At 42.1% G+C, this 18,533-nt stretch carries 20 protein-coding genes and 1 pseudogene; 10 read left to right on the forward strand and 11 right to left on the reverse strand.

The features are described from left to right. The first annotated feature begins 131 nt into the window (after positions 1 to 131). Positions 132 to 1,334: a tryptophan synthase subunit beta gene (gene trpB / locus ACMXYV_RS10895; RefSeq protein ID WP_415888521.1), complete on the forward strand. Its 1,203-nt coding sequence runs from the start codon at positions 132 to 134 to the stop codon at positions 1,332 to 1,334. Between the two features lie 55 nt (positions 1,335 to 1,389). On the opposite strand, the gene ACMXYV_RS10900 is transcribed toward trpB, so the two are convergent. From ACMXYV_RS10900 to ACMXYV_RS10910, 3 genes are all read right to left on the reverse strand, one after another. Next, positions 1,390 to 2,184, reverse strand: a complete 795-nt coding sequence (locus ACMXYV_RS10900) for a UDP-2,3-diacylglucosamine diphosphatase (protein ID WP_415888522.1) — start codon at positions 2,182 to 2,184, stop codon at positions 1,390 to 1,392. A 153-nt stretch (positions 2,185 to 2,337) separates the two neighbouring features. After that, on the reverse strand, positions 2,338 to 2,634 hold the full coding sequence (locus ACMXYV_RS10905; RefSeq protein WP_415888523.1) for an antibiotic biosynthesis monooxygenase family protein: 297 nt from the start codon (positions 2,632 to 2,634) through the stop codon (positions 2,338 to 2,340). A gap of 10 nt (positions 2,635 to 2,644) precedes the next feature. After that, entirely contained in the window at positions 2,645 to 3,283 is a 639-nt protein-coding gene (locus ACMXYV_RS10910) for a LysE family translocator (RefSeq protein ID WP_415888524.1), read from the reverse strand. A gap of 1,499 nt (positions 3,284 to 4,782) precedes the next feature. On the opposite strand from ACMXYV_RS10910, the gene ACMXYV_RS10915 reads away from it, so the two are divergent. From ACMXYV_RS10915 to ACMXYV_RS10940, 6 genes are all read left to right on the forward strand, one after another. Next, entirely contained in the window at positions 4,783 to 5,667 is an 885-nt protein-coding gene (locus tag ACMXYV_RS10915; RefSeq protein WP_415888525.1) for a DMT family transporter, read from the forward strand. A 1-nt stretch (position 5,668) separates the two neighbouring features. Further along, on the forward strand, positions 5,669 to 6,676 hold the full coding sequence (locus ACMXYV_RS10920) for a CobW family GTP-binding protein (RefSeq protein ID WP_415888526.1): 1,008 nt from the start codon (positions 5,669 to 5,671) through the stop codon (positions 6,674 to 6,676). An 89-nt stretch (positions 6,677 to 6,765) separates the two neighbouring features. Then, a complete protein-coding gene (locus ACMXYV_RS10925) occupies positions 6,766 to 7,254 on the forward strand; it encodes a hypothetical protein (protein ID WP_415888527.1) in 489 nt (162 codons plus the stop codon). Positions 7,255 to 7,281: 27 nt separating this feature from the next. Continuing rightward, positions 7,282 to 7,884 (forward strand): SCO family protein, encoded by a 603-nt coding sequence (locus ACMXYV_RS10930; RefSeq protein ID WP_415888528.1) that lies wholly within the window; start codon positions 7,282 to 7,284, stop codon positions 7,882 to 7,884. Then, complete coding sequence (locus ACMXYV_RS10935) at positions 7,884 to 8,345, forward strand: copper chaperone PCu(A)C (RefSeq protein ID WP_415888529.1); 462 nt, start codon at positions 7,884 to 7,886, stop codon at positions 8,343 to 8,345. Before ACMXYV_RS10930 ends, ACMXYV_RS10935 begins: the two co-directional genes overlap by 1 nt. A gap of 259 nt (positions 8,346 to 8,604) precedes the next feature. Beyond that, positions 8,605 to 11,289 carry an EAL domain-containing protein gene (locus ACMXYV_RS10940; RefSeq protein ID WP_415888530.1) on the forward strand — a complete coding sequence of 895 codons (2,685 nt, stop codon included), beginning with the start codon at positions 8,605 to 8,607 and terminating at the stop codon, positions 11,287 to 11,289. Between the two features lie 71 nt (positions 11,290 to 11,360). Here the strand turns inward: ACMXYV_RS10940 and ACMXYV_RS10945 are convergent, their stop codons facing one another. After that, on the reverse strand, positions 11,361 to 12,002 hold the full coding sequence (locus ACMXYV_RS10945; protein WP_415888531.1) for a peroxiredoxin family protein: 642 nt from the start codon (positions 12,000 to 12,002) through the stop codon (positions 11,361 to 11,363). Positions 12,003 to 12,143: 141 nt separating this feature from the next. Here ACMXYV_RS10945 and ACMXYV_RS10950 point away from each other — a divergent pair, with 141 nt between their 5' ends. Beyond that, positions 12,144 to 12,506: a hypothetical protein gene (locus ACMXYV_RS10950; RefSeq protein ID WP_415888532.1), complete on the forward strand. Its 363-nt coding sequence runs from the start codon at positions 12,144 to 12,146 to the stop codon at positions 12,504 to 12,506. Positions 12,507 to 12,547: 41 nt separating this feature from the next. On the opposite strand, the gene ACMXYV_RS10955 is transcribed toward ACMXYV_RS10950, so the two are convergent. The 6 genes and pseudogenes from ACMXYV_RS10955 to ACMXYV_RS10980 form a co-directional block, all read right to left on the reverse strand. Next, positions 12,548 to 13,075, reverse strand: coding sequence for an elongation factor P hydroxylase (locus ACMXYV_RS10955; protein WP_415888533.1), 528 nt, complete (start codon positions 13,073 to 13,075; stop codon positions 12,548 to 12,550). Positions 13,076 to 13,085: 10 nt separating this feature from the next. Beyond that, positions 13,086 to 13,802 (reverse strand): hypothetical protein, encoded by a 717-nt coding sequence (locus ACMXYV_RS10960; protein WP_415888534.1) that lies wholly within the window; start codon positions 13,800 to 13,802, stop codon positions 13,086 to 13,088. Between the two features lie 125 nt (positions 13,803 to 13,927). Continuing rightward, positions 13,928 to 14,245: a thiosulfate oxidation carrier complex protein SoxZ gene (gene soxZ / locus ACMXYV_RS10965; RefSeq protein WP_415888535.1), complete on the reverse strand. Its 318-nt coding sequence runs from the start codon at positions 14,243 to 14,245 to the stop codon at positions 13,928 to 13,930. Positions 14,246 to 14,276: 31 nt separating this feature from the next. Further along, complete coding sequence (gene soxY, locus ACMXYV_RS10970) at positions 14,277 to 14,732, reverse strand: thiosulfate oxidation carrier protein SoxY (protein ID WP_415888536.1); 456 nt, start codon at positions 14,730 to 14,732, stop codon at positions 14,277 to 14,279. A gap of 149 nt (positions 14,733 to 14,881) precedes the next feature. Beyond that, positions 14,882 to 15,277, reverse strand: a complete 396-nt coding sequence (locus ACMXYV_RS10975) for a CZB domain-containing protein (protein ID WP_415891439.1) — start codon at positions 15,275 to 15,277, stop codon at positions 14,882 to 14,884. Between the two features lie 42 nt (positions 15,278 to 15,319). Next, a pseudogene (locus tag ACMXYV_RS10980) lies at positions 15,320 to 15,976 on the reverse strand (methyl-accepting chemotaxis protein); the annotation flags it as partial. 355 nt (positions 15,977 to 16,331) lie between these two features. Here ACMXYV_RS10980 and ACMXYV_RS10985 point away from each other — a divergent pair. Next, positions 16,332 to 16,820 carry a hypothetical protein gene (locus tag ACMXYV_RS10985; RefSeq protein WP_415888537.1) on the forward strand — a complete coding sequence of 163 codons (489 nt, stop codon included), beginning with the start codon at positions 16,332 to 16,334 and terminating at the stop codon, positions 16,818 to 16,820. A 211-nt stretch (positions 16,821 to 17,031) separates the two neighbouring features. Next, entirely contained in the window at positions 17,032 to 18,024 is a 993-nt protein-coding gene (locus tag ACMXYV_RS10990) for an NAD(P)/FAD-dependent oxidoreductase (protein ID WP_415888538.1), read from the forward strand. 14 nt (positions 18,025 to 18,038) lie between these two features. Here ACMXYV_RS10990 and ACMXYV_RS10995 read toward each other — a convergent pair whose 3' ends face one another. After that, positions 18,039 to 18,506, reverse strand: coding sequence for a DUF3833 family protein (locus ACMXYV_RS10995; protein ID WP_415888539.1), 468 nt, complete (start codon positions 18,504 to 18,506; stop codon positions 18,039 to 18,041). Between the last annotated feature and the right edge of the window lie 27 nt (positions 18,507 to 18,533).

Below are 18,533 nucleotides of genomic sequence, written 5' to 3' on the forward strand. Positions count from 1 at the left end.
AGCGGCTTTTTTACACCTTAATCAATTTATTACTTAAGGTTAAATACATATAATCTAATCATATAACGAGCACTGCGATAGCCTGTGCTGCTATCCATTTAAAACCAATGACACAGAACTGCGGGAAGAAGATGAAGAAATTTGAATTTGCCGAGATGCCAAATAAAGAGGGTTTCTTCGGTCAATTTGGTGGGCAAGAGATCCCGCCAGAACTTAAAAAAATCATGGATGAGATTAACGACGCCTACGAAGAAATCCGCCAACAACCGGAATTCCAACAAGAGCTAGATACCCTGTTCGCTGATTATGTTGGCCGTCCAAGTCCTATCTACCACGCGAAACGACTGAGTGACAAACTAGGTGGCGCGCAGATCTACCTTAAACGTGAAGACCTAAACCACACAGGTGCTCACAAGATAAACCACTGTCTAGGCGAAGCCCTACTTGCGAAATATATGGGCAAAACTAAAGTGATTGCCGAAACAGGTGCTGGTCAACACGGGGTTGCTTTAGCAACGGCCTGTGCACTAGTTGGTATTCCATGTGAAATTCACATGGGTCAAGTTGATATCGAGAAAGAACACCCTAACGTCACCAAAATGAAAATTCTTGGTTGTAAGTTAGTGCCCGTGACCCAAGGCACAGCAACGTTGAAAGACGCTGTTGATAGTGCATTCGAAGAGTACCTAAAAGACCCTGTTAACTTTATATACGCAATCGGCTCTGTGGTTGGCCCTCACCCTTTCCCGAAAATGGTCCGTGATTTCCAAAGTATTATTGGTAACGAAGCACGCGAACAGTTCCAAGCGAAAAAGGGACAGCTACCAGATTACATCACAGCCTGTGTCGGTGGTGGCTCAAACGCAATGGGGTTATTTACTGCATTCTTGAATGATGAAGAGGTCAATATTGTTGGGGTTGAACCTGCAGGGAAAGGCCTAGATACCACAGAACATTCAGCAACATTGACTCTGGGTAAACCAAGCTCTCTTCATGGTATGAAATGTTATGTCCTTGAAGATGACAATGGTGAACCTCTACCTGTTCACTCAATTGCTTCAGGTCTTGATTACCCAGGCGTAGGCCCTCAGCACAGTTACCTAAAAGAACTCGGCCGTGTTGAGTATGAAACAGCTTCTGACCAAGAGTGCCTAGATGCATTTATGACGCTGTCCCAAGTAGAAGGCATCATACCTGCTTTGGAAAGCTCTCATGCCGTCGCATGGGCAATGCGCAAAGCACCCGAACTATCCAAAGATCACACTATTCTTGTGAATCTGTCAGGTCGTGGTGACAAAGACGCCGACTACGTCGCAGACAAGTTGGGGCTATAGTCTAACCCTAAGTGGTGCAACAGGTTTCTGTTGCACCCACTCCACTTGGAAGCCCTTATGCAACTTGCAATTGCTCTTCCCTTACTGAGCTTCTCCATTCTAAACGATCACTAAAATGCAGCAGTTTTAACTCGCCGGAATAATCTTCAATAAGCGCAGAGCAGTTCTCAATCCAGTCCCCAGTATTGGCATAAATAATATCACCCTCTTCATCATATTCTGGATAATGAATATGACCACAGATAACACCGTCGAATCCTCTTCTCTCAGCTTCTGCCTTACACTCGGTTTTATAACGGTGGATGGCGTGCTTAGCGCCACGGATATTATCTTTGACCTGCCCTGCTAAAGAGTAAAACGGACGGCCACTCATTTTCCGTAATCGATTGGACCAGCGATTCAGGAAAAGTAGGAAATCGTAGGCTAAATCACCTGCCCACTTCGTTAGCCAAGAGTGTTTCATATACGCATCCATCGCATCGCCATGCATAATTAAGAAGCGCTTTTCGTTTGCTGTCTTAAATTCATGTTCATGAATAATCTCGATAGGCCCAAAATGCTGACCGTCAAAGCGACGTAATGGGTCATCATGATTACCAGGTACATAAATAACACGCGTACCTTGATCAGCCAGCTCATACAGTTTTAACAAAATTCGATAGTGCTCTTCTGGCCAGAACAATCGCCGCTTCAATGACCATAGATCGACAATATCCCCAACCAGATACAAGGTTTCGCATTTGATAGAAGATAGGAATTGATACAGATAATCAGCCTTGCAGTCTTTGAAACCGAGATGAACATCTGAGATAAAAATAGTGCGAGCATTGATAAGTGAAGACACGGTCATAAATTCTCTCTTTATGAGTTATGACCAGTCTGAAAAACTATCGTGACAACTTTCTAACGAAAAGATGAAAAATTGGTGACGCTAAACAAAAAAATAATTGCCTAAGTATTCTTAATTTTATCACTAAGAAGCGAGTCAACGAAAAATGGAAACTTAAGCTGCCGAGAAGCTATATTCCCGTTCGATCTTCACCACTTGTACTGTATAAGCGCTATACCAATATTCCTGCCCCGCTTTTTGCGCTAAGTGATGTTCAGGATCTTTTTTCCAGGCCAATATATCGGCTTCGGTTTCCCAGTAGGAGATAGCAATTTCTTGTTCCCCTTCTGTTACTGCAACAAAATCCAGACAGCCATACTTTTCAAAGGCAAGCTGCCGCATTCTAGCGACAGTGTCTAAATATTGTTCGTCCTGTGTTCCTGTTCTTGCTCGAAAGATAACTGCGTACACCACTCAACCTCTATGCTTTCTGGCCTATCAATAAAGAGCTGAAGTAGATCATCACTGACCCTGATATCCGTTGCACCCATCGACCTGCGGAAGAGTGTTTGCTGCGGGCTTTTAGTTTATCAATCATCAACGTCATACCGATAAACCAAAACGCAATAATGACTGCATGTATAGCAACTAGTGCGAACGCTCCTAGATAACTGGACGAGCCGAATTGAACAAATTGCGGGAAGGCTGCTAGATAAAACATCGAAACTTTCGGGTTTAGTAACTGAGTCAAGAAGCCTTCAGTAAAGCTTCCAAGTAAAGCTTTAGTCCTTTTTTTATTCGCTGCATGTTGAGCATCTACTTGATCAATGACAGGAGCCAAAAAGGATTGGTAGATCGCTTTAGCGCCTATATAGAATAGATAGAGAGCACCCACTAATTTGATAACAAAGAATAACTCAGCAGATTGGAGCAGGATTGCGGACAACCCCAAAATCGAAAAAGCGCCGTGAAAAAATGTAGCAGTGAACAGACCTAGGATATTCGCAAAAGAGGCTGTACGCCCATGCACAGAGGCTGTTTTTACAATTAATACACCATTAGGACCTGGTGAGATCACCAGAAGTAGAGCAACGATTGAAAAAGTTAATATCTCTTGCATACCCGCTCCCTCTTTATGAAGTACGCAATTATAGCACAGAGAATTTAAGCAAAAAAAAACCGGATCCCCTTGGGGGTCCGGTTAAGCAATTTGCTTCAATGACAAGAGCCATGTGCTTGTAGCTTCTGCGGAGGCAGATGTGCTAACACATACACGAACATGCAATATCGCTAGTGCATGGCGGCCTAGCTAGTGAGGGGAGCCTGCCGCCTGCCGTGTTGATATTCATAATATATGAATGAGAATGATTTGCAACTATATTAACAATAAAAATATAAATAATTTACAGCGATATAATTACACGCCTGCTAAGAGTACAACTGGACTTTGTCCGCTACTAAATCAATATCGACTTTAAGAGGTTTATCTGTCGACCGCCTGCCCTCAGGACATTGCCTAGAGTAAAACAAAGCTTCATCGACTTGCTTCCGCTTTGTTCCATCCAGTCTTCGATCAATATATGAGTGCCGCCGTTCATCTCCCCTATATAAAGAAAAAATGTGTTTATCTCGCCACTCTTTTGCAAGTTCAATGCAGGGTAAACGGGGACTTATTGGGACGTCTATAAAATCAGGATCGGACCAATAGAAAAAGACGCCCTTTTGATCAATATCTTTAACTAATCTCACCTATCACTCCTCGTAGCTTATGACTACGGTTTAAGGTGAGCCTCCATGCCCTAAGAGCTAAGAAATGAATGTAGCTTTTAGTTTAGCTCATTAATTAGGATTAACTTATATAGACCTATTTATGCAGCATAAGTTCGTTCAACATAGGTGAAGGTATACATTACCAATAGATAGCAAAAAGCCGGATCAAAGATCCGGCTTTTTGAAATAAACTGAACAGGTGAGGGTTCAGTTTAAGACATTGATAATCGAGGGGAGTACCAACGTCAGCACTACTTTTCAGTGAGCAGTGAAAAATAATGCTAAGTTCGGCAATGACTGTGAGGTGAGGTCGTGCATTGCCTATCACTTATGAGCGATTACGATATTATCGATAATGAGAACGACTTTCAACTGCATTTGATAGATAATTTCATTTTCCCCTAAGTTGATATTTAGCTATATAACTCAGAGCAACAAGCAAAGAAAAATCAGCTCCTAAAACAGAAGCTCAGCATGTCGCTCCTGCATAACTCCAATACAAAAAAGAATCACGTATGACATGAGAAAGGAAATACTAGACATTAAAAAGCCGGATCAAAAGATCCGGCTTTTTAACCAATACTAAACCGGTGAGAGTTCAGCATGCGACATTGATAATCGAGGGGAGTATCAATGTCAGCGAAAACTTTCAGTGAGCAGTGAAAGTAGACGCTAAGGTCGGCAATGTCAGTGAGGTGAGGTCGTTCATTGCCTATCACTTATGAGCGACTACGATATTAATGCTATTGAGAATGATTAGCAACACCATTTTATAAAAAATTTAAATTTATCTTTCTCTCACTTATAGAGTACCTTTAGCGCCTCATCTGTAACGCTCAAATTTTGCCTATGAATTCACAAAAAATACAAGCCGATCTCATGTTGCTCTTAGTTGCATGCATCTGGGGGTTTGCTTTTGTTGCACAACGGCTTGGGATGGAATCTTTAGGGCCATTCGGCTTTAACGCATTAAGGTTCTTGCTTGGCGCCTGTTCCCTACTTCCACTTTTGTTTTTATTTAAAAGGTCAGATCACTGTACGGATAATAGAACTCTGATAATCAATGGCACTTTAGCTGGACTAGTACTTTTTGCCGGTGCGTCATTTCAACAAGCAGGATTAGTCTATACGACCGCAGGTAATGCAGGGTTTATTACTGGGTTATATATCATCCTCGTACCCATCATTGGTTTAGCACTAGGACAAACAACTAATATCAACACTTGGTTAGGTGGGCTATTTGCTGTTCTCGGTTTGTATGTTCTTAGCTTCCGGGACCTCAGCACCATAAACTATGGTGATATTTTAGAACTACTAGGTGCTGCATGCTGGGCTATTCACGTACTACTAGTTGCAAAGCTAGCCCCAAAACTTGATAACCTTCGATTAGCCATTATTCAGTTTTTAGTTTGTGCAAGTTTTAGTGGGCTGGTTGCAGTGAATATCGAATCCGATAGTTTTACCCTTGCAAATGCATTCAGCTCTTGGGGACCTATCGCCTATGCAGGCTTTATCTCTGTTGGCATAGCTTATACATTACAAATTTTTGCCCAAAGGCATGCCCCTCCAGCTCATGCTGCCATCATTATGAGCCTTGAAGCCGTAGCCGCTGCATTTGGTGGATGGTTAATTCTAGAAGAACAGTTCAGCACTCTAGGCTTACTAGGCTGTGGCTTAATGTTATTTGGTATGCTGCTTTCACAACTGCCTGCAATCTATAAGAAGAAAATCTAAAATGTCCCAATTAAAAAACATTCCAACGAACATCATCACTGGCTTTTTAGGGACAGGTAAAACGACAGCTCTAAATCATCTTCTAGCTCAAAAACCTAAAGACGAAACTTGGGCCGTTTTAGTGAATGAATTTGGACAGATAGGCATAGACCAAGCTGTCCTAACGCAAAGTGACGAAGGGGTGAAAGTAAAAGAGCTCGTTGGTGGTTGTATATGCTGTACGTTAGGCCCTAGCCTAACCTCAACGCTGGCGACACTGCTAAGGCAAACAAAACCAGACCGACTAATCATTGAACCTACTGGTATCGGCCACCCTGCCGGCATCGTAGACACGCTGAAAAATCAACATTTCAAAGATGTTCTAGATCTACGTTCAATTATCTGCCTAGTTGACCCTCGTTCGATCGAAAAAAGAGAGATAACTGAACACCCTACCTTTCAAGACCAGATCAATTTAGCTGACGTGATTGTATTAAACAAAACTGATCTTGCCTCATCAGCACAAGTTTCAGCGACAGATCAAAAAATGGCAGGGCTTTATCCTCCAAAACAAAAGCAGATATTAACGACTCAAGGGCAATTTAACCTTTCACTCTTAGATATCACCCACACTGAAAAAGAAACTGAATCGCAACAACATCGGCACTTATCTAACGAGGATAGTAGTGCAACGCCGATGATCGGTATGCAATTTCAGCCTCGCCCTAAAATTCCGTTTCATAAAGGGAATGTTAATGACGGTTTACACACAATGGGGTGGATATTTAATCCAGATGACAAATTCTCGACTTCCAAGCTCGAAGTAGTTCTACAAAATATTGAAAATGTGGACCGAGTAAAAGGTGTATTTCACACCGATCAAGGCTGGAAGTTTTTTAACCAAGTAGGCCGTGAACTTGGTATCGAAACCATCGCTTATCGAAGGGATAATCGAATCGAAGTTATATCCCAGCAAGAGCATGATTGGAAAAGCTTTGAACAACAATTAGTAAGCTGCATCATAAACTAATGAAAAGATGTATTCTTGGTGCGACAATTTGTCACTTTTGTTGTCACACTACAAAAACGTAGACTATAGCGGTACTCAGGAACAGATATATGAACGAACCAACTCAGGGTCGTAATACCCTCCCCCTACAGATTTTGATTATCGTTGTCATAATCATTGGGTTGGGCGCTGTAATCTATCTGCCGCAGCTGTTGCAAGAAACGCCCCCTCACACTCGTCAATTGCTAACAGCTCCTGAGTGCGATCTTCATCAAGGAAAATGCTCAGCGGCTAATAATAATCAGCAAGTAGAGTTGTCGATCATTGCAGAAGAGATAAGTTCAAGTAAGCCATTATTGTTTGATGTGACTATAGAAAATATTGCAGCCAATCAGATCATGGTAGACCTCCAAGGCAAAACAATGTACATGGGCATCAATCAAACTTTACTGACAAAGGTCTCAGGTACAGAGAACAGATGGCAAGGAAGTATCACTCTACCAATTTGTACGACCGGAAAGATGACTTGGATATCTTCTATTAAGATTGAAGAACAGGGACAAGTTACACAGGCAGATTTTGAGTTTGATGCCCAATAACCTTTAACCTAAAGGACAGATGATTAAATGACCACTTTAAGAAATCTTCTTCTACTAACTCTCGTTATGCTAGCAGGTGTTGCTTTAGCTTTTTATCTTCGACCACAACCTGTAGAGCAACGCATCGCATTGGGTGAAAAATTGGGCGGCGACTTTACCCTTCAGGCTGAACAAGGTGAACTAAAACTAGAAGATTACCGCGGTAAAGTTGTTCTATTTTTCATTGGCTACGCTTCTTGCCCAGATGTTTGTCCTACGGCTTTAGCTGTAGCTGCGCAAGGACTCAAAGATCTAACACCTGCTCAACAAGAGAATGTAGCGGGAATTTTTATGAGTGTAGATCCGGACAGAGATTCTCCTGAGAAACTAGCTAAATACGCAAGCTATTTCCACCCTAATTTTCATGGCGCTACAGCAGATCGAGCAACAATTGATAGCGTTGTAAAACAGTACGGTGCTTTTTATCGTATGGTCGAATTAAAAGATTCAGCTCTAGGCTATGCCGTAGACCATTCTTCTCGCCTTTATCTAATTGATCAGAACGGCAAATTATCCAAAGCCTTAAGTCATGCATTAACCCCTATTGAACTCTCTAAAGAAATTCAAGCGCTACTAAGCGAGGAAACATAATGAGTAAAAATACTCTGTTAACTACTTTTATGGCAGCGATTCTTAGCCTAACTTCTTTTACTGCAATGGCCGAGATCACCACTAACGACGCTTATGTAAGAGCTATTCCTCCGGGAACTAAAACGACCGCAGCCTTTGTTACTATTAGCAATAAGAAGTCTCAAGATGTACATCTTAAAAGTGCATCTAGTAATGTCGCTGATGCTGTTGAGTTGCATAATCATGTGATGAAAGACGGTACGATGATGATGCGCCAAGTAGATAGCATCAAAGTTGCTGCTCAGCAGTCAGTAAGCCTAAAGCCAGGTAGCTATCACATTATGCTGATCAATCTACAACAAGACCTCACGGTTGGTGAAAATATAGAATTTGAACTGAGCTTTTCTGATGGAACTAAATTAAAAATTGAAGCTCCCGTTAAAAAGATAATGGACGGTATGCACTCCCACCACCATCACTAAGAATGTAGTAATTTAAAAAGGCCCTGTTTTTACAGGGCTTTTTTATAGAGGTGCTCAAAAGATAATCTTCAAACTACAATCTCCCTCTAATACCCGCTTTTCTAGTCATACAAATTTAATTTCTCGTTCTCTCGCAACTGCGTGATATCTGTACTACTTTGTAATCAGACTGTATGCCCACAAGGCAACTTGGAACGGCCTAATAGTTGAGATCACCGCCATTCTAAGGATAAGAGTTAGATCAGCAGGAGGCTGAGCTATGCGTAGTACACCTGATTTCAATATTCATTGGTACCACAGCCTGCAATTTCGCGTTTCCGCAATATTCCTGACCATCTTTTTTCTAATAATGGTAACCATAATCGCGGTGGTGAGCGCTATTGGGGATCACCTAATTGAAAACCAAGCGTACTTAAAACTGAGTAAGGCGGGAGACAAAGTTGTCTCTGAACTCAACCAGCGAACCACCATTGCAGAATCCATCGTTATTTCCATGGCTGATATCGCCAAAGAGATCCCTGCCGAAGATGAACGTTTCGCTTCTCTAATGCTTTCCCTCCTCGATAGAGCAGGCTCCAAACACCTCATCGCAGGCGGAGGAACATGGCCAGAGCCCTATACCTTTGATAAAAATATCGAACGAAACAGCCACTTTTGGGGTCGCGACCAAAACGGAAAGCTGAACTTTTATAACGACTACAATCTGCCTGAAGGCAACGGCTATCATCATGAAGAGTGGTATGTTCCTGCTCAACACTTAGGTACAAACCAACGCTACTGGTCAAAATCTTATACCGATCCCTACTCACTTCAGCCTATGGTTACTGTCACAGCACCTCTCTATGACAATAATAAATTCTTAGGCGCCACAACCGTTGACCTCAAGCTAGAAGGCCTACAGCAGTTGTTACATGACGCGACTAAAGAGTTTGGGGGCTATGCTTTCGCACTGGATCGAAATGGTAGATTTCTCTCCTTTCCAGATGACAAACTTGCACGTTTATCCGTCCCTTCCGAAAATGGAGGCCTTCTGCCTTACATCACAATGGAAGAACTTGCTAAAGAGTTTAGAACCTTTGAACCTTTGGGGAGACTGCTTCGTATTCAAAATAAGTCTTTAGGTTCTCACGACGATATCCAAACAGATACCCTGGCTACAGTACTGGCAAACGACAGTTACCAAATCGATCTTCCTGAAGCCCAAATTATTGCCTCTTTACTAAACAGACCTGCAACGGAAACTGCACAAAGAGCCAATGAACTCATAGAACGAGATTACTTTTTAAACGAGGCAGTATTTGTCACTGTAACCACTATGCCCAAAACCGCTTGGCAGATTGTTACTGTGATGCCTAACAGCTCCGCACGAAAAGATGCCAAAACACTTTTTAACCAACTTCTTATGGCAACAATTTTTATTGTTCTGATTGCTATGGTGCTGGTATGGGCCTTACTACGTTACCATCTAACATCGCCTCTATTTCAGCTGACCCAGCAGTTACAAGAAGGCTTAACGGACGATCATCGTTCACAACAATTGATAAAAACAACGGATAAAGGCGAGCTGGGTGCTTTAACCCACTGGTTTAACCGCAAGACAGAACAACTGTTAGAAAGCCAATTTCAAATTAAAAAATTAGCTTTTTTTGATCCCTTAACGGGCCTTCCCAATAGACGGTTGCTCCATGATCGCTTAAACCAACGCTTAGCTAGTGCCGAGAGACAGCGCTGCAGTGGCGCTGTAATGTTCTTAGACTTGGATCATTTCAAACACCTCAATGACTCACTGGGGCACAGCATCGGGGATGAATTGCTAATACAGGTAGGTAATCGGCTCACAGAATGCCTTCGAAAAGAGGACACTATAGCTCGCTTAGGTGGAGATGAATTTGTTGTAATTGTCGCTCTTCCTCGCCTAAACCAGGATCAAATTTACGAACGTGCTCGCATCGTTGCTAACAAAATCATTGAAGCGTTGGATGTGCCTTTCGAACTGAACTCAAACCACTTTCATATCACCACCAGTATTGGTATCACCTTTTTTAACCAAGCCCACTTTGGCGCTGAAGAACTTCTAAAACAAGCAGATACTGCTATGTATCAAGCCAAATCAAAGGGTAGGCATCATTACTGCTTCTTTGAAGAAAATATGCAAACCAAAGCAGACGAACGCTTACGTATCGAAGCAGAATTACGCTACGCGATTACTCACAACGAATTAAATTTAGTTTACCAGCCTCAGGTAAATTCTGAGGGAGAATGCGAAAGCGTTGAAACCCTGCTCCGCTGGAATCACCCAAAGAGAGGTTTTATTTCACCTGACGAATTTATACCTATCGCCGAGGAAAGTGGTTTGATCATTCCCTTGGGCCATTGGGTGATCGAACAAGCCTGTAGCCAAATGAAGAAATGGTATACCCAAGGTAAACCTATTCGCTATATCGCTGTTAACGTCAGTCCGCTACAGTTTAACCAAGCCAATTTCGTTAACGATGTTAAAGCCAGTCTTCACCGTTTCCAGATCAAGCCCGAGGAACTGATGCTAGAAATAACAGAAGGTGTGATCATCGATGATACAGAATCAGCCATTACTAAAATGCACTCGCTAAAAGAACTAGGTGTCAAAATATCTATGGATGATTTTGGTACAGGGTACTCCTCCCTGACTTATTTGAGATTACTGCCACTGGACGAATTAAAGATTGATAAAAGTTTTATCAACGATATCACTACCGATCCTAACGATGCCGTGATTGTCGGAAACATTATCTCCATGACACATGAGTTAGGCTATTCCGTTATAGCAGAAGGCGTAGAGACATTAGAGCAACAACAATTACTGTTGAAGCAGGGCTGCAAACATTACCAAGGCTACTATTTCAGCAAACCTCTAAATGAAGAAGATTTAGAAAAATACTTAACCTGCGAAACATTAACCGCTTAATATTTAGTCAAATCACTTAGGAATACTAACAACATCAGTATTCCTAAAATCAGACAGTGATGCCAAAAACGTTAAGCATTCTCTTTTAAATAACTGATCAGTTGATCGATATCGATATGAAAACCATCAAAGGCGACCACGCCATTCGGATCGATCAACGTAACCCAGGGTGTTCCACCAGTACGATAACTCACCATAGTATTAGGGAAATGACTAGGATCGGTTCGAGGTAGATCAGAATTGCCAGGATCATGACCAAAAGGCAGTTCCAAACCGTATTTCAGCTGATTCTTACGTAAAGCACCGGCATTATTGGTAGAGTGACCTTCAAATGTTGTTTGGATAACCGCTGCCACAATCTTGTTGTCATCAGGAAAAGCTGTTTTCAGCTTCTGCAAATTTGGAAAGCCAACAGAATGACAAGCTGGACACCACTCCTGAAAACATTTCAGATAGATCCATTTACCTTTATGCTCTGATACCGAAAACGGTTCAGTCTTATTCCCATTGCCATCGATCCAATGATTCACATTTAATTCAGGCGCCATACGCCCCCTGATGCCACGAGTATTTTCTTTAGCTATGGATGGGCCAGACAGTAGCCCAAATGCGCCTATTCCTGCAGTTGCTAAAGCGGTTGACTTAAGCCACTGGCGCCGCGTTAAGTGCTGTTTGCTCGAGGTAGATTTCAACTTTTCGATTAGATACGACATATTAATCTCATACTCTATGTGAACTTCATAGACCCCCTCACATCGCGTTAGTTCATAAAACCAACTAAGCCCTTCCTCTAAAATATCTTTATAATAGTTTTACCAGAGGGTCGCTCCTGTTGCTTAGGAGCTGATAAATTGATGAGTGATATTATGAGATTTTTTGCGATCGCCCTATTTTTCCTAGCCAATACTGCATTTGGCGAGATGCTTGAAACAGAGAACTACAAAGTAGTTATCACTAAGCATTGCGATGAAGGCGAAGTTAGTTGTGAAGACATCTCTTATATTGGCACATCAAAGAGATCTGGAAACAGTATCATCTTAAAAGGTAAAACTCTGCATCAAACCTGTGCTGATGGCATTACCCCATGTCGGTTTCTTGGTTACCATTTTCAGAACGGTAATATCACCTACAACGTTTATGAATCTGGTTTACTGCAAGTGATTCGTGAACCGCAGGAAATCCTGCTAGAAGAGCAAGGCAACTGGTCATACGATTAAACCAGCGCTAGTTATGAATGAATAAGAGATAAAATAAAAGATCAGAGAGCGAACTCTTCTTTCCGCAAAGGCGGCCTACCGTTTTGCTTTCTTAACGCTTCCACCAAGATACCTACACGTTCAGGCAAGCCGTCATCAAGTAGTTCATAAACAGTGGAAAGCACATTGGTTTTAAAACTATCGCTCGCCCCTATATCAGAAGAAAGATTATCCGCACTAAAGTTAAATTTATGCCCTGCAGCCTTAGACATTAACCACTCAAACGCTTGTGGTCGAATTTCTACTTTTTCAAATTCAGACTGTTCGGCAGTCGTGCGACCATCAGGTTTATACCAATAGCCAAAATCTTCTAATTTTCGACGCTCAGGACCAGCAACACACCAATGGGCAATTTCATGCAACGCACTCGCGTAGAAACCATGAGCAAAAATAACCCGATGGTGCGGATTGTCTTGGTCTGCAGGCAGGTAGATTGGTTCATCATCCCCTTTTACAAGAATCGTATTTAGGGAGGTTTTAAAGAGCTGATTAAAAAGAGTAATCAGTCCATCAACATTCGGTTCTTTCACTTATAACCTATTAATTACTAATGTAAGGCTGCCAAGTATTTTGTTTCAACCACCAAGTATCACCACTAATACGGTTAATTCTTGCTGCAACATAACCTTTTACATCATTATCAGCCCGTAATAGCACAACTTCATATTCTGCTGTACCAGTGCTTCCGCTTTCTTCAAGTAAATGCCATTGGCCTTTATCGGCTAACCAGGCTTCACCCGTAAAACGGTGAAAACGAATTAACACCCACTGCCCTTTTGAGGTGTAGGCTGATGCAATACGGAATGCACCATCCTGCACTTGGCTACTGAGCTCATTCGCCATCATGGTAATTTGATCCAACACACCATTAAACGCGTCGGGCGATACGGGCTCAGATTGGCCTGTCGTATCAGGCTCAACAGCCATAGCTTGAACTTCACTCGCTAAGCCCTGAAGTTGAAGCGCCAATTCTTTATTTTGTAGCTGAAGTTGACCGGCTTGAGATTTGAGCTGCAATAGGTGGTCTTGCACTGCTGTCATTCGGTTAGCAATGATATCCAACTGGCTCGCAGGTAGAAGCTCTGAAGATTGCATAGCCTTTGTTGCAGGCTTTGTCGCAGGTTGCTCGGAAGTAGAAACATTGGGTTGGCCTGCATTGTTTGCATTGGCAACGTCGGATTCAGATTTAACACCCGCCGAATTACACGCGGTAAGTAAAAGTACCGAGCAAAGAACAAAAACTTTAGAAAAGGACATTGCGTCTCTCCTGACCTGCAGATCGAAAGACGCTATTTTAACCCATTGTTCGACAGTTGGAAGCTTTAGAAAGGAATAGCTATATAGACAGAAATCGACAAAAGCATTTCTGCCTATTAAGAACTTTATTTTATTTTAACTACTTCTGTTGCCGTTTTACCGCTACTTTCTACCCAAGTAAAAGAAAGCTCTTCTCCTTTGGCTCCGCCTGCAAACGTGAACACAAAATATGGGTTTCTAGAAACCGTCGGTCCTAGGTTTACGGCAAACACCTCTTTACTGGCATGAACCACCTGAAGCTCTTGGAGGTAAAGAGCAGGAATAAATTCACCGGTTTTACTGTCTTTTCGAAAACCACTTTCCATGGCATGTTTCGCCATCATTTTAACTTTGGTTTTACCGGAAGAAACCTTAGTTTTAACTCGAATAATACCTGTTGCCATAATAACTCTCCTAACGATTCCTCAGATAAACTTAACCGCAACCGCCGACAGTGACGGTTACATCTTTCGCTGCGCTATAAAGTTTACCTTCGGCTTTTACCACGGCAGTGATCCGTGAGCTTTGAGCCATTCGAACCCGAGTAGAAACATCTGCGTCAGTGCCTTCTGGGATTTTAAACTCAACCGCTAGAGGGGATGGATTATCTTTGACATAAATGCTGATCGATTCAACATTGGCGATACTAGAACGAACAGTTACCGGAACAATCGCACCGTTTTCTGCCGTATCAGGCGTTTTCAGGATCACATCAGCACTTTCTTTAGGTACGTCACCTAAAAGCTCTTGTATAGCTGTATCTTGGTCTAGAGCCTCAAACGCTGCCGCTTTCCATGTAGCTAATGCGACACGCGGCATCAAAACACCAGCCCCTATCATCGCACCGCCTAGTGAAAGCACTTTGACTATTGATCGACGATTTATGCCCATTTCATTTTCCTCAATACTTAGATCTCCTGAGAAGATCCAAAGCCATTTCACTTAAACAATCAGTTTAGCTTACGCAATTTCATCGTGTTGTAAAATGGCTCTAAAGAACATAAACCACCAAGCACAAAGAAACGGATAATCAGGTAGCGTTACTGGCCTTTAGATTCCGCATTTAAACGATCAAGCAAATTTGCCACTTCAAGGCTCGCCTGCTCCATTGATGTAAGATGGTTCGCCGCATCTTTTACTGCACCACGCCTCACTGCAGCGGCAGCTTCTACTCCGGATTTATGCAGCTTAGTGTGAGGAGCTTCTAAGGCCGCAAAACTAGAAAGGTGACTGTATTGTTCACGTCCATGGCCCATGTAATACCACTGACCAAACCCACTGCCAGTATGATCTTCTATAGTTGATAAGTCATGAACGTTGCCGAAGACAATTCTTTCATAGAGAGAATTTTTCCAACTAATTTGCTCCATCTTCAGCTTTTCAATCAAAGTATCGGCCACGGTATTCTTAATGGTTGAATGCATCATTTCAGACATCGATACAGCATCACGAACACCTGAGGTAATTTGTGAGGCAGAAGAAACCACCTCCGTACTAAGCAGATCAACCTGAGCAATATCTTCCGATGCAGTCCCCGTTTGAGTACTGATTTGACCTACAAGGTTGGCAATTTCATTACTGGCTTCGCTAGCCTTACGAGCAAGGTTACGCACTTCATCTGCGACCACAGCAAACCCACGACCGGATTCACCCGCACGCGCAGCCTCAATTGCGGCGTTTAATGCCAATAGATTGGTTTGATCAGAGATATCACGGATAACTCCAACAAACTTTTCGATCTGATCCGAAACCGTGAGTAGATCTTTAACCTGTTGATTACCATCTTGTGCACGTTGTTGGATCACTTGTACGCGCTCCAGAATCTCTTCTACCGAACGGCGCGTCTCATCAAAAACAGAAATCTTGTCTTCGATATGCTGTTGGTCAGCGCTAAGTGAGGAAGTGGTGTCAGAAAGAACATCTTTGACCTGAGCTGACAATCGACTCCCCTTCACCCAGGCTTCACTAATTTCATTTTGATGGGCATTAGGGTCAGGTTGGATATTTTCCTGCTCGTAACAGCGTTTAGTTAGCACCTGATTTTCTTCTATCAACTGCCTGTTTTCCGCTCTAAGCTTATCGATTTCGCCTTGCAAGCTTTCAATCTTTAAGTGCAATTTACCTGAGAAAAACATCCTGCCATCTCCCTATCATTTTTATTAGTTAATCCATCATATATTGTCCAAACATACGTTTCATTAGTTTATTAAGCACTTTTTATAAACAAGTATCGGTAGTCAAAGTCCATGTAAATCAAAAGGATAAATATATAAACGCTGTTTTTTTAAGATTTCTAAAGGCCATGAACAACTGCTCAATAAAAGCACCACCCTAGAACGCGGTATCCTGTGTATTTGTAGACGCTGAATTTTTAGACTTGATAAATTACCGACTAGGATGGAGTTTTCAGTGCTTCCCCCTATCCTCACATTCAAAACTAACCTAAAATCCAATTAAGGTTTTTAGCTAGCAATCAGGTAAGGAATAACGATGGCAAACATTTCAATGACAGAAGACCAATTCCAAGTATTGGTTAAAGACTTTTTTGCCAAAAAATCGGCTAGAAAACTTCTTACCCAGCAGGAAAACATCGCAATAGCAGAACGCTTAAATGAAAAGGTTAGTTTGCCTTTTCTAAGTGAAGCAAAAGAACATGCAGTGCTTGTAAAAACCATTCTTAAGATTGATAACTACCTGTATGAACAGCTTCCAAACGAAATTTATGAACTGATTCATAATCTTGATGAAGGTTTCGATGATAGCGAAGCAGCTCAATTGGCGGCTCGCCTAAGCAAACAAGCTCACGATGATATCAATCTTCCATTCCTAACAGCGCACGTTGAATACTACTCAATTACTTTCGTTCTGACCTTGCTTATTAATGCAATGCGAGAAGGCTCAAATATAGAGCATGCGATTGCTGTAACACAGCACCCTCGCGTGATGTGCGATGATTTCCCTTTTCCTGATCTGATCTGATCACTGTTTCTGATCAACTGATCCAATCCTTTCATTGCGCCGTAACAAAGCTTAATTACAACCTGTAAACGCTTTGTTACCGGAGTGGTGTTAGTTTGATTTTCCGAATGCTTAGTAAGCATTCGTTTTAATCTCACCTCCAATTCGACATCTCAAGATAATCTTTTAAAGCGTTTCTGGTATTCATTTTCTATGATTCCGGCGAACAACTATGACAGAAACAAAACCGCATATTGCGATTATCGGTGCAGGCCTTGCAGGTACAACTCTTGCCGACGTTTTGACCTCAAATGACATCGAGGTGAGCGTTTATGAAAAAAGCAGAGGCACGGGTGGTCGGCTTTCAAGTTGCAAATTGGATGATATGAGTGCGGATCTAGGTGCCCCATTTATCTCAACACAGAATGCTGATTTTTCTACTTGGCTGGCTGAAAGTGGCGTGTTAGAAACTTGGTCACCTAATAACAAGAGTTTCGACGGTGTAGAACAACAACCACCAAATCTAATCACAGGAAGTTCTCGCCTTAGTAGTTTGACCAGACACTTGCTGGCTGACGCTAGTTTTCATCCTGCGATTCGTGTGGGCTATATCTGGCCAGAACTTGATGGTTCTGAAAAAAAGGTACGCCTTCGCGATGAAAAAGGTGAATCTCTGGGTGTATTCGATGCCGCTATAGTGACAGCTCCAGCACAACAAGCAGCAACGTTATTAGAAGCCGTACCGCGCTTTTCAAATACCGCTAAAGCCATTCCCCCTTCAGCCAGTTGGGTTCTGCTCCTTGAAACAACAGATTCACAAGACCAGTCTGAACAACTGATTACAGGACAGCATCAAATTTTGAATCGATGTATCAAAGAAAGCACTAAACCTGGACGGAATACTGGAAAAGGTAATGCAATTTGGTCGATTGAGTCAAAACCCGAATGGAGCCAAGAACATATAAGTCTTCCCAAAGAGGAGATAGAAATTCTTCTTACCCAAGCTTTTCTGTCGGTAAAACCTGAAACAAAAGTTATAGCGGTCAGACGCTGTCATCGGTGGTTGTATTCTCGTCATCCAGAAACAGAGCATGGCATGCTTTGGGATCAAGCAACACATATTGGCGCTTGTGGTGATTGGTTACTCGGTGGTGATTTAGAGGGGGCTTGGCAGAGTGCAAACAAACTGTCAGCAGAGCTTATCTCTTACTTCAAAACTAAGTAACTAACTTCGCGTCACTAGATATTCGGATCTTTCGAAAAGCTGATAAAGACCGTACCTAACTTAATGCCAAACTTTTTGACTACTGCTCTATTTAGTAAGACATTGTTTGGCATTAAAAACATCCAATCATCAAATTTCACTTTATGGCTCCGACCACCGATGTTTAACAGCATGTCATAACACCAAGTAAAACGTCCCTTACTTTGTTTCCCTTCTGCTCTACCTAAAACATCTCCAGCCGTTCCGCTATACACCCCATTTCGTTCACGATCGATTACCCAAGTACGGCTTTCTAGTTCACCATCTTCGTAAAAGAAATCCTCTTCCATTGTCAGTTGATCGCCCGTCACAGTGCCTTTTATCGCGACAGTAAATAATCTACGAATGTTGCCAAAGCGATCCTCAAATAATCCATAAGCTGTTGTTTCACCATGGAAATATTCAAAGAGATTAAGTTCATCAGGCCAATCAGTTTTATTCATCACAGTATAAAATATGGTTATCTATTT

This window comes from Neptuniibacter sp. SY11_33, assembly GCF_047778025.1.
Classification (GTDB): domain Bacteria; phylum Pseudomonadota; class Gammaproteobacteria; order Pseudomonadales; family Balneatricaceae; genus Neptuniibacter.